This is a genomic window from Streptomyces sp. NPDC101181, from assembly GCF_044767975.1.
Classification (GTDB): Bacteria; Actinomycetota; Actinomycetes; order Streptomycetales; family Streptomycetaceae; genus Streptomyces.
In genome coordinates this window covers 340,368-351,777 of sequence record NZ_JBIWOX010000003.1, presented here as the reverse complement: position 1 = coordinate 351,777, position 11,410 = coordinate 340,368, and the positions used below count along the sequence as shown (strand labels likewise).

At 69.4% G+C, this 11,410-nt stretch carries 9 protein-coding genes; 4 read left to right on the top strand and 5 right to left on the bottom strand.

The window, feature by feature from the left end:
* The first annotated feature begins 587 nt into the window (after positions 1–587).
* Positions 588–1,394, top strand: a complete 807-nt coding sequence (locus tag ACIRRU_RS08190; protein ID WP_403677710.1) for a relaxase/mobilization nuclease — start codon at positions 588–590, stop codon at positions 1,392–1,394.
* A 288-nt stretch (positions 1,395–1,682) separates the two neighbouring features.
* On the opposite strand, the gene ACIRRU_RS08185 is transcribed toward ACIRRU_RS08190, so the two are convergent.
* Both ACIRRU_RS08185 and ACIRRU_RS08180 read right to left on the bottom strand, forming a co-directional pair.
* Positions 1,683–2,921, bottom strand: coding sequence for a hypothetical protein (locus ACIRRU_RS08185; protein ID WP_403677707.1), 1,239 nt, complete (start codon positions 2,919–2,921; stop codon positions 1,683–1,685).
* A gap of 556 nt (positions 2,922–3,477) precedes the next feature.
* A complete protein-coding gene (locus ACIRRU_RS08180) occupies positions 3,478–4,815 on the bottom strand; it encodes a helix-turn-helix domain-containing protein (RefSeq protein ID WP_403677704.1) in 1,338 nt (445 codons plus the stop codon).
* A 440-nt stretch (positions 4,816–5,255) separates the two neighbouring features.
* On the opposite strand from ACIRRU_RS08180, the gene ACIRRU_RS08175 reads away from it, so the two are divergent.
* Positions 5,256–5,471 (top strand): helix-turn-helix transcriptional regulator, encoded by a 216-nt coding sequence (locus ACIRRU_RS08175; RefSeq protein WP_403677701.1) that lies wholly within the window; start codon positions 5,256–5,258, stop codon positions 5,469–5,471.
* 276 nt (positions 5,472–5,747) lie between these two features.
* Positions 5,748–5,885 carry a hypothetical protein gene (locus ACIRRU_RS08170; RefSeq protein ID WP_403677698.1) on the top strand — a complete coding sequence of 46 codons (138 nt, stop codon included), beginning with the start codon at positions 5,748–5,750 and terminating at the stop codon, positions 5,883–5,885.
* 377 nt (positions 5,886–6,262) lie between these two features.
* Here the strand turns inward: ACIRRU_RS08170 and ACIRRU_RS08165 are convergent, their stop codons facing one another.
* Positions 6,263–6,973 (bottom strand): class F sortase, encoded by a 711-nt coding sequence (locus tag ACIRRU_RS08165; protein ID WP_403677695.1) that lies wholly within the window; start codon positions 6,971–6,973, stop codon positions 6,263–6,265.
* 123 nt (positions 6,974–7,096) lie between these two features.
* The gene (locus ACIRRU_RS08160) at positions 7,097–7,921 is read right to left on the bottom strand and encodes a hypothetical protein (RefSeq protein WP_363199582.1); all 825 of its coding nucleotides are present in this window, start codon (positions 7,919–7,921) and stop codon (positions 7,097–7,099) included.
* Positions 7,922–8,405: 484 nt separating this feature from the next.
* Between ACIRRU_RS08160 and ACIRRU_RS08155 the strand changes: the two genes are divergently transcribed.
* The gene (locus ACIRRU_RS08155) at positions 8,406–9,281 is read left to right on the top strand and encodes a peptidoglycan-binding protein (RefSeq protein WP_403677692.1); all 876 of its coding nucleotides are present in this window, start codon (positions 8,406–8,408) and stop codon (positions 9,279–9,281) included.
* A gap of 231 nt (positions 9,282–9,512) precedes the next feature.
* On the opposite strand, the gene ACIRRU_RS08150 is transcribed toward ACIRRU_RS08155, so the two are convergent.
* Positions 9,513–11,258 carry a von Willebrand factor type A domain-containing protein gene (locus tag ACIRRU_RS08150; protein ID WP_403677689.1) on the bottom strand — a complete coding sequence of 582 codons (1,746 nt, stop codon included), beginning with the start codon at positions 11,256–11,258 and terminating at the stop codon, positions 9,513–9,515.
* Between the last annotated feature and the right edge of the window lie 152 nt (positions 11,259–11,410).

The window sequence follows — 11,410 nt, the reverse complement described above, 5'->3', positions numbered from 1 at the left end:
TGCCAGATCAACAAGTCGGCTGTCTCCGAAATTGCCAATATGCGCAACAAACGCCGCCTCTGAGAGCCGGACGTGAGAACCTGAGGAGTGGCACATCTACTGATCATCCGGCGAGAGGCGGCCTGTTTCTGCCCCTCGTCGGCGCGGTGGAGGCTCGCCATTCGAGACGGACTCCGGGGGTCACATCTGCTCCGCGTTTCGATGATCACGGCTCTGTCAATTGTTGATGTGATCGAGAGGCAGGTTTCCGCCACGCTCCGAAAAGGACCTTCTGCGATCTCATCGTCCTGGACGCCGCCGCCGACACCCATGGCGTTCGCACCGCATCACGGCCCTGGTCGCTGGTGGACGCCGTCGGCGCGCGGAGCGGCCGGTGAGCCCCCGGGTCGGCAGCCCGGCCTCATTCGCGCTCTTCAGTGCGGTGCGAGCCCTACGCGTGCTTTCCCGGTACGACCAGCTACTCGCGTCGTCGACCGGGTCGTGATCGGTGACATCTCGATCCGCGCCAGGCCTGTACGCGAGCGCTTCGCGATTACCGCGGCCCACGACCTGGACCGGCGCCTGCCGGTCCACACAGGAGGAGAGAAGTGATCCCCCACGTCAACGAGCGCGCACACAGCCCGAGCGTCCCGCTCAGCGAAGCGCTGGGCCGCTCCGTTCCCATCGGGGGCGGCGCTGTCGAACACACCGTGGTCGCCCACTGGTCGGGGCGGGACTCGTGCGCCCCGGACGAGGCACCGAAGAGCTGGACGGCGGCCCAATGGTCGCAGCACCTCGAAAAGCCTCTGCTGCAGCATCCGTTCGCCGCGAGCCCGACGAACGACCGGCGGGCGGTCTTCCACCTCGTTGTCCGGCTTCATCCCGACGACCGCGACCTGTCCGCGGCGGAGTGGACCGAGACAGCTCTGCGTCTCGCACGCGCCGCCGGCATCGAGATACCGGGGGACGCCCATGGCTGCCGCTGGGCCGCCGTCCGCGGCAGACCTGGACGCCTCGATCTGATCGCCAACCTCATCCGGCTCGACGGCGCCTGGCAGTCTCAGCCCGACGACCTCATGCGACGCCTCTGCGACGAAGCCCGGCATATCGAGCACGACCTGCGCCTGAGCCTGACTCGCGACGGCACCGCGCAGCCGAACAGTGCTCAGGCCGTCATGCCGACCTCGTCAGCGCGCTTCGCCACGATTCTTGCCCAGTTGGCCGACGAGGCGTCCGGACCGCTGGCCGCGACACGCAGAATCATCGAACAGACCGCTCACCACGTCGGCTGCCGACCCGGCACCGAGAACCTTGGTACCGCGCGCTGGTTGGAGCTGATCGCCCGCCGTCTCCACCACATCGAGGAGGACCTCAACGCCACTGTCACACCCGTGCGTCGGGCCGCGGGCGGATAGATTCCTTCCCAGGAGGGGCCCCGGGTATGGGTGAGCCCTGCCCTGATGTGGTGCCGGTCAACGAGGCCGCACCCCGGATCAGCTCGACCGGTGCACGGGCCGCCACCGATGGGCGTCAGTGCGCGGGGAGGGCGCCGCGCGGACCGAAAGCGCGTTGCAGAAGGCCGGTGCGGGGCGGCGGAGCAGGTGGTCGGCTCGATGGTCAGGAGCGGTCCCGGCCACAGGATGACTCGGCACCCCGTGGCGGGCGAGACCCCGGACAACGCCGCGAGCTGCCGCAGACAGCCCTTACTCCACTTCCACTCGTGCCAGGTGCGGGAGGGACGGTTCGACGCCCGCTTCACGGCACCAGCGCAGCGACAGCGCGAGGGGCACACCCCGCTCCGACCACAGCCGCGCGAGTTGGCGTGCGGCGTCCCCCTCATCCTCCGAGAGAGCGCCCGATCGCAGAAGCAGGTCAGGACCGCGCGTCAGCACTCGTTGAAAGGCGTCCTGTTCTCTTTCGACGTACGTCCAGGAGCGGTCCGGCAGCTCAGGGAACCCCAGGGGAGCCCGGTAGGCGATGTCGGCGGTGGCGATGACCGCCGACATCAGGTCGGGAGACAGTCCTTGCAGTGCCAGTTCGGTACCGATCATGCGCATCATCCGGCGGAGGACGTAGGGCCCACCACGGAGTCCGGGTGCCATGCCGTCGCCCAGCAGCAGCACGACGACGCTGGCAAGGTCCGCGAGAAGAACGGGACTTCGGCCTGTCACATTGCCGGCGAGGGGCTGAAGATCGGCGATCGCCCGAGTCAGTCGGCTGAGCAGAGCCGGTACCGGGATGCTCCGGCCGCCCTGTACCGGCAGGCCCGCGATGTCGACGGCCGGAGTCAGTGCGTGTTCGAAGACGATGATCTCCGACAGTGGCTGGCGTAGCGGCGTGATACGACCCCCGGTGCGGTAACGCTCCGCGAACTGGATGTGCGCGACCGTGACGTGACATCCACACGGGCACTGGGCGTCACAGTGGCCGAACCTGGCTGTCCCGGACCTGCGCCGAACGCTCAGGCAGGGTCCCAACTCGGGTTCGAGGCGTACCAGCCCGTCCGGCAATCGAGCACCGCGCACGATGCCTTCGGGCCGGATACCCAGTTCGAGCAGGGCGGCTGTGACAGACGGGCTCTCATGCCGCTCCGCCCTGAGGTGGAACGTCAGATCACCGGTGCCGACGTGGGCCTTTCGCAACGCCTCCAGGACGCCGCCCAACGCTTCGCGGTACGGGCGGCGGCCGACCCAGATGGCGCCGATGGTGCGGTGGGCGCTGGGCGGGATACCCGACGGAAGGTGCATCAGACGGCTTGTGCTGACTGTCCACTGAAGAACCACGGAACCCCCGGGCCGGGAACGGGGGTATCCGGTCAGGAACCTTCGCCAGGCCGGAGCCGCCACCGAAGTGAACAGCGTGGTGTCGTCGTCGGCCGCGACGAGGGGTCCGGGCGGGAGGCGCCGGTACCCGAGGCCCACCAGATGCTCCACGAACGCCACTGCTCTTGAGACTGTCCCGCCCACGTCTGCCTCTCCCCGTCGCTGTCAATACACGTTGACTGACAGTCACAAATCTACAGCACCGAAGAGAATACCCTTACCCGATAGACTGCCAATTTACGCAAAACCCGCTTCACCCCCCTTCATCCTGTCCGCAAAAAAGCACACAAATTGCCCTACAGCGGACAAATTGAAATGGAGGGTCGGGATGTTGACTGCCGTGTCGCAATGTGACAACGTTTTAAACGAAGCGGTCAGTAAGGCACTGCTGGCGGAGTTGACCGTCCGCCATTGCAAAAGGAAGGTAATGACTCAGATGAACCGACTCAGGTACCTCTCGGCAGCCGCGATACTTCTGTTGGCGTGTGCCGCTCCGGCGGCGTCGGCCACGCAGCCGGCCCGGACGCCCCTTCCTGCGTTAACCACCGAAACGACACAGCTCACGCCGCAGGACCCGATCGACGACATCCCGGTGTGCTGCTGACCGCAGGGGGCGACGTACCGAGGAGCAGGGATGTGTCCGGATTCCCGGCGACACTTGCCCTTCATGCCGCCCCTATGTCGGCGACGTCAGCTTCTGGTTCGTCAGGAAGGTCTCCCGGTGGCCCATGCAGCGCACACTCTGCCGGTAGGCCCACACCGCACGCTCGTCCTCACCGCAGAGCTTCAAGATCTCGGCCAGCTCGGCCCACGCGAATGCGGCCTGGCGACTGGCCTCCGACGCCTCCAGCATCAAGGCGCCACGCTCATAGGCATCCCGAGCGGACTCCTTGTCGCCAAGGGCCAGTTGGGCGGCAGCCAGCACCAGATGGTTGCGGGCGCTCTGCAGCCGGTGATCAGAGCCAAGCAATTCCAGGGCCCGATTCGCATGATCAATCGCGTTCGCCGCGTTTCCGAGACGCAGCTCGACCTGCGCCAGAGCGGAGAGACAATAAGCGATGTCTACATTGCTGCCGACCTCGCGCAAGCTCGCCAGACTCTGATCGAGCACCTCACGGGCGACCTCCGGTTGCGCCGTGTCCGAATGGAGGAGAACCATGGCGTAGGCATTCCTCAACCGCGCGAGAGCTCGCTGGTCATCACCCTCGGCATAGATGGCCAGTGCCTTCTCGATAAGTGTGAGAGCGTCTGCGGTGTTGCCGTTACGGTGCATGACGACGCTTGCGTTCCAGTACGCGGCGCCGAGCGCGCGGGAGTCGGTGACCACCGCGGCTTGCGTGATCGCTTGGTTGGCCAGGTAAGCCGCCCGGTGCAGGTCCCCGCGCTCCATATAGACGCCGACCAGGGTCGAGAGCAGTTCGACCCCGACGACCGTCGGCGCGAGCCGCATATCCTCCCACTCCGCCAACGTGGCTTCCGCCACCTCGATGGCGCGGGACAGATCGCCCAGTTCCCGGTAGCACCGGCAGAGGGCGATCACCGTAGGCAGGCGCGGCACCAGGTCGGGGTGGTCGAGGGAAGCGGTGAGCAGGCGCTCCAACCGGACCGCCGCCTCCTCCAGTCGTCCGCCGTGCTCCAACGACCTGGCCATACCATGCTCCGCCTTGTACCAGATCTCTGGCTGGTCATCGAGGCTCACCTTCTTCTGTACATCGCGGTAGGCGTTGAGCGAGGCTTCAGGATCTCCGTTGTTCAACGCCATCTCGGCGTAACTCAACTCGAACCGGAACTCGGTGACCACGCTCCCCGGCGGAATACCGGTCAGATCGGACGGGTCACAGCCCAGCCTCCTCGCCAGTTGCGCAAGCACATCGGTCGAGGGCACGCGCTTGCCTGCCTCCAGCAGCGAGATGTAACTGGTGGACATGGCGTCGCCGGCAAGGTCGGCCTGGGACATTCCCGCTGCACGACGAAGACGGCGGATTCGCTCACCGATTCCCTCCGAATTCTTCACAACCACTCCTTGACAATCCAGACAGATATGACTCAGTAGTCAATTTTAGCTGACAAAAACAAGTTTGGGAAGGTCAATCCTCGCGCAAAAACTCGCCCGAGCTGGCGTGGACTTCACGAGATGAGCCGCTGATCGAAAGCCGCATGGCCCCGGCAGCACACTCCAGTTTGACGAGGGCGACCCTGCAACGCGCGGTCCAGACCATAGCGCGGAACGATTTTGGCCTCAGCCGTACTAATGGCCCCCCGGTATCAGCTTCCTTTTCGACGAAAAACGCGAAATGCACCGCCGCGCCCGTCCCACCGCACCGAGTAGGAGCCGGCCTCATGCCCAACGCAACGGATCCCGCAGCTCTACGTCGCAGTGACCCTCGCATACTCGAGCGCCGACAGCGGACTGCTCCGGCGCGCCCGTCCCTGGAGGAGAGGATCGCCGCCGTCATGCCCCTGGATGAACGCCAGCGCAAGCTGGTGGCATTACTGCTCGCGGGGCACACGGACGCGAGTGCTGCCGGCCGACTCGGCGTCAGCCCCCGCACCGTGACCAATATCCTGCGCTCGCTCATGGACAGACTGGGGGTCGACAACCGCTTCCAGCTGGGTGTAGCACTCGGCCGCCGGATACGGCCGTCCGACCAGCTGACCCGTTCGTCATAGCCTGTGCGCTCAGCAGGCGTCCCTGCCCGAGGTTCTGACTCTCAGCACGGTGTCGTCGTGGATCACGTCGCCGACGGTGAGCCGCCCGACGCGGCTCACGCGATCTCTGTGAATCCACGTCGTTCGTCGGCAGGTGGTTGTCAGCCGGTGCGGTGAAGCCTGAATAGGGCGAGGAGGCGCCGAGGTGTGCCTGCGGGCCTGTCGAGCGCGGCTTGGTGGATGCCGTCATGCTCTGACCGGCAGTGGCTGGACGTCCTACGGGGTAGGACAACCGAGGTGGCTTCGAAGGTCGCCGCCGATCGTCACCTGCTTCTCGATGCCCTCGCGCGGCCAGAAGGCGCAGGCGTGATGCTGCCGGTGGAGCCGCCCAGCATCGGGGAGCGCAACCGGTCCTTCGCGGCGGCGCGCTGGTAGGTGTTCAGCGACCGCGACCAGCGGGAGTCGGCGCAGACCACGTGGTGCCGGGCGGCCGCGGTGTGCTCGGTCCTATCGCCCAGTCCGTGAAGGGGGCGGCACTGGCTTGCCCTGGGAGGGCGCCTGCCATGCCTTGGCCTGCGCGGGCAGCGAGGCGTTGCTATGGCGTTCTCAAACGCGTCCTCGCACCGTCCCTGGACGAGGCGATCGAGAAGGCTCGGGAGAAGGCGTTACGGGGGTTGAACTTGTGCCCTTGGCGCCGCCTCACCGCGGCGGCGTCTTCTCAGGCCGGACGGTGTCCGGTGGGCGCGCGAGGCGGACCAGGCCCTCGCTCTTGCACAGTCGCCCGGTGCCCCGGGCCCGAGGGGCGGGCTCTCTCAGCTGCGGCTGCCGGTGAGGGTGGCGTAGACGACGACGTTGTCCGCGTACCGGCGGTCGGCCTCGGAGAAGTCGCCGCCGCAGGTGATCAGGCGGAGGCCCGCGTGGTCCAGGTTGCGGTAGACCTCGACCGTGGGGAACTCGTCCTTCGGGTAGACGGCGCTCCGGTCGACGGTGAACTCGGCGGTACGGCCGTCCGCGCGGCGGACCTCGATGCGGTCGCCCGGGTCGAGGTCGGCGAGTTCGAAGAACACCGACGGGGCGCCGTCCCAGGTCACATGTCCCGCGATCACCGCCGGGCCCATGGCCCCCGGCGTCGGGCCCGGCGTGTACCAGCCGGCCTTGTCCGGATCGCGCGGGGTGTCCATCGCCCGGTTCTCGCCGAGCCCCAGGTCCTCCAGAGTGGAGTTCACCTTCAGGGACGGGATCGAGATGCTGACGGGGCGGGAGGCGGGCAGCGCGGTGCCGCGCCGCCCGCCTCCGCCGCCCGGTGACGCGGACGACCCTCCGTCAGGTGAGGCCGTACGGTCCGCCGGGGCCGGGGCGCCGCCCTTGTCGGTGGCGGTCGGCGGGGCAGGCTGCTGGCGTCCGGTTCCCAGGGCCAGCAGCAGCCCGCCGGTCAGGAGCAGGGCCACGACGGCGGCGGTCAGCACGAACGTCCGCCGCCCGGGGCGGGGCGCGGTTCCCTCGTTCGGGTCCGTTGCGTTCATCGGGGTCACCTTTCCCTGCTTCCTGCCGCCGAGGGGCGTTGGACACGGACCGGGCGGCGCGGCGGGATTCAGCCGCCGCGACGGTCGTCAGCCGTGGGTCGTGGGCGGTACGGGCCGGACTGCTCAGGCACCGTGACCGTCGTCGGCGGTGCGGGTCCGGCGGCGTACGGCGAACAGGCCGCCTGCCGCGAGGAGGGCCGCGCCGCCCGCGGCGAGGAGGCCCGGCGACTCGACGCCCTCCGTGGTGCCGCCGCCGGTCTCTACGCCGCCGACCGGCATGGAGCCGACGGCCGCGCCCTTGACCATGCCGCAGTTGGCCGGAGCGGTGGCCTCCTGCGGGAGCTTCGGGTCGAGCTCGCTCTTGCCCGCGCCGAAGTCGTACTTGCCGTCGTTGTTCCGGTCGATGCCGTGCTGGACGATGTGCAGGTCCTTGAGGTGGTCCGCCACGTCCTGGGACACGGTGATCGTCCGGGAGTACGTCAGCTTGCCGTCCTTGTCGGCGACCGGCATCCGGTCCACCGCGAGGCCGCTGTCCTTGGACGTGTCGCCCTTGGTGGTCAGGGAGATGTTGATGTCCCCGTACTGCGGCAGCCCCTCGGCGGTGGTGACGATGCCGTCGCCGTCCTTGTCGGCGCTCTTGTCCGGGCAGCGGAAGTCGTGGCCGTCGGTCGAGCCGTGGATGTGCTGGGCGTGCGGCTGACCGGGAACGAGCCCCTGGGCGTCGATCTTCACGGTGAGCTTGTCACCGTCCAGGCTGACCAGGGCGGCGCCACTGGCACCGGAGTCGTTCAGCTGCTCCAGGTCGATCTGGTACGTGTCACCGTCGGCCGCCTTCGTGGTGCTGGCGGTGTGGCCCTCGTGGGCCAGGGCGGGCACGGACACCCCGAGGGTGAGCGCGGCGGGCAGAGCGAGCAGTGCGGCGAGGCGAGTTGTACGGCGGGCTATCACGAGGACACATCCCCTTCCGGAGGTCCCGGCGCGGGCCGGAACGACGTTCGGTCGCTGATGTCGTCTATTCGGAGCCGCCGCCGGAACGGATTGGCCCGCACACGACAAAGATGTTGCGCGTGCGTCTGGAGGGGCGGCCTCCCGACGATTCCGCTGGACCGGCGCGTGGGTTGGCGCGAGACCGGCACCTGGGTTGATGCGTGAGGTGGTGCGGCGTCCGGAACGGGAACCCGCGTTCGCATATGTCCGGACAGGCGTTCGGGTTCGGTGAAACCTTCCGTCGGACGGGACGTTCGGAGGGGTGCGGGAGCGGGAAAAACGATCAGGTGAGCACGGGGGCGGAACCGTCGCAGGGCGCTCCCGACCACCGCACAGCCGGCGGGGTCCGCGCGAGCGACGAACGTCGTCGAGGCCCCTGGATCCCGTCGCCCCCCGCCGAACCGCCCGCGTGAACCTACGCACCCGCAGGGAAAGGAGCGCCACGATGGCGACGCCGCTGTCCGCCGACAAGCTGCTCAAAGCCCTCCGCGACGAAGGCCTCCAGGTCGTCGAACACCGGAGCTGGCGTACCAACAACCGGAACCACAAGGGGCCCTGGGGCCCGACGCACGGGGTGATGATCCATCACACCGTCACCTCGGGCACCTCGTCCTCCGTGGACCTCTGTTACAACGGCCACTCCGCCCTGCCCGGCCCGCTCTGCCACGGCGTGATCGCGAAGAACGGGACCGTCTACCTCGTGGGCAACGGCCGCGCCAACCACGCCGGGCTCGGGGACGACGACGTATTGCGCGCCGTCGTCGCGGAGAAGGCGCTGCCACCGGACAACGAGGCCAACACCGACGGCAACAGGTACTTCTACGGCTTCGAGTGCGTCAACCTCGGTGACGGCAAGGACCCTTGGCCCGCCGCCCAGTTGCTGGCGATCGAGCGGGCCGCCGCCGCCATCTGCCGGGCCCACGGCTGGTCCCAGCGCTCCGTGATCGGGCACCTGGAGTGGCAGCCGGGCAAGGTCGACCCGCGCGGCTTCACCATGAACTCGATGCGCTCCAGGATCGCCAAGCGGCTGGGCGGCGCCCCCGACGGCCCCTCCGACCCGCCGCCGCAACCGACGTACGAACCGTTCCCGGGATCCGCGTTCTTCAGGGTCGGCCGCAACAGCCCGGTCGTCACGGCGATGGGCAGGCGCCTGGTCTCCGAGGGGTGCGGCCGGTACACGGTGGGACCGGGGCCGTCCTGGTCCGAGGCCGACCGGAAGTCGTACGCCGCCTGGCAGCGCAAGCTCGGCTACACGGGCGGCGACGCGGACGGCATCCCCGGCAAGAGCAGCTGGGACCGGCTGAAGGTCCCCAACGTGTGACCGCGTTACGGGGGTGGGGCCTCGCCCGGACCGGCCCCACCCCCGTACGCCCCGTACACCTTTGCCCCACCCGCGTACGCCCCGAAGACCCCCGTACACCTCCGCACCGCCCCCGTACGCCCCGTCGGCCCCGCGCACGCCCCCGGCCCACGGCGCCGGTCCCGGTCAGGTGCCGCCCCCGGCCCACGGCGCGGGTCCCGGCCTGGGCCCGTGCCGTTCTGCCGGGGCCCCTCAGCGGATCTCGCCCTCCGTCGGTTCCGGTCCGCCGTCCGTTCCCGGCCTGCCGCCCCTGAGGCGGTTCGCGTCCGAGACGGCCGTGGCCAGCTTCCGCACCGAGCTGTCCCCGGTCGCCTCCGCCAGCTCGGACGCCCGGGAGGCGAGAGCGCCGAGGCCCGGCGCTCCGGGCAGGTCGCCGTTGCGCAGGTCGTCCGCGAAGTAGGCGGCCACCGCCGCCACTTGGAGGCGTTCGCTCTCGCCGCCCCACAGGGCGCCGCCGATCGCGTCGGTCCGCAGCGTCCCGGTCTCCTCGTGCGCCTCGCGGGTCTTGGGGTCGAGCCAGCGGACGGTGGCCGTGGCGACGGTGCCGGGCGTCCCCGGGCGCAGCCGTACGGCGTAGAGCGCGGTCACCGTGTGGCCGGGGCCGACCTCGCCGCCGTCGACGCTGTCGTCGCGGAAGTCCTCGTCGGCGACCTCGCGGTTCTCGTAGCCGATCAGCCGGAACTGCCGCACCGTCTTCCGGTCGAACGCCACCTGGGCCTTGGCGTCCCGTGCCCGGATCTCCAGGTGGGCGGGGAGCTGGTCGACGAAGACCTTGCGGGCCTGCTCCTCGTCACCGACGTAGGTGGTGTTCCCGTCGCCCTTGTTGGTGAGCCGCTCCATGAACGCGTCGCCGTAGTCGCTGCCGACACCGACGCCGAAGAGGGTGATGCCGTACTCGCGGCGGGCCGACTCGATCTTCTCCAGGATGCTCTCGGCCCGGGTCTCGCCGGTGTTGGCCAGCGCGTCGGACAGCAGCACCACCCGGTTGGTGACGCCCTCGCGGTGTCCCTTCACCGATTCCTCGTAGCCGAGGGTGATGCCCGCCGCGGCGTTGGTGGACTGGGCCGGGGCCAGCTCCCCGACCACGTCCTTGATCCGGTTCCGGTTGCCCTTGAGGCGGGTCATCGGCAGCCGGGTCTCGGCCTCGTCGCTGAAGGTGACCAGGGCGATGGAGTCGTTGTCGCGCAGTTCGTCGGTGAGGATCATCAGCGACTTCCGGACCAGGTCCAGGCGGCCTGGCTCGGCCATGGAGCCGGAGATGTCGACGACGAACGTCAGCGCGGCGGGCGGGCGTTCCGCGGCGGGCGGGGCAGCCTTGGTGGCGAGGCCGACGCGGAGCAGCGACCAGTCGGCGGCTCCGGTTCCGCCTGCTGTCCCGCTCTCGTCACCGCTCCCGGCCCCGCTGTCGGTCTCCGTCCCGTTCCCGGGCCCGGCGCCCGGTCCGCCGCCCTGGAGAGCGTCGATCCGTGCCCCGTCGACGCTCACCGCGAAGCCGTTGCCCTTGGGCCGTTCGTACTCCTGGCGGAAGCTGTTGACGAACTCTTCGGGCCGTACGGCTCCGGGCTCGGGCAGCCTGCCGTCGCCGAGGATGCGGCGCGCGTAGCCGTAGCTCGCGGTGTCCACGTCCAGGGCGAAGGTGGAGAGGTAGTCGGGTGCGGCCCGCTCCGGCCGCGCCCGGTCCGCCTCGAAGCCCTGGCCGCTCCGACCGGGCGCCGCGGCGTCGGGGGCGGGCTGTCCGCCCGCGGCCCCCGGGCCCCTGCGGGCGGCGGAGTTCCGGTCTGCGGTCGTGCCGTCGCCGCTGGAGGCGCTGCACGCGGTGAGCAGCAGGCCGCCCGCCAGCAGGAGCGCCAGCCCTCCGACGCGCTTCCCGCGCCGTCGGCCCGGCCCTCCCGACTCCCGCTCTCCACCGTGCTGTTCCTGCCGTCCGGCCTCGTACATACGTATCCCCCCACGTCGTCACGGTGTCCTCGACACCTGTGAATGTGACGTACGGGGCCGCCCGCCGGAGCCGACGAAAGCGTTGCGGAAGCGTCTCGATGCCGCAACAGCGGGCGGCCCTGGGCGGTCAGCGGCCGTTGAAACGGCGGAAC

Bases quoted from the DNA above. Each gene is read 5' to 3' on its own strand.
- ACIRRU_RS08175 (WP_403677701.1), top strand. From the start codon at position 5,256: ATGCCCCTGGATGAACGCCAGCGCAAGCTGGTGGCATTACTGCTCGCG.
- ACIRRU_RS08165 (WP_403677695.1), bottom strand. From the start codon at position 6,973: ATGAACGCAACGGACCCGAACGAGGGAACCGCGCCCCGCCCCGGGCGG.
- ACIRRU_RS08155 (WP_403677692.1), top strand. From the start codon at position 8,406: ATGGCGACGCCGCTGTCCGCCGACAAGCTGCTCAAAGCCCTCCGCGAC.
- ACIRRU_RS08150 (WP_403677689.1), bottom strand. From the start codon at position 11,258: ATGTACGAGGCCGGACGGCAGGAACAGCACGGTGGAGAGCGGGAGTCG.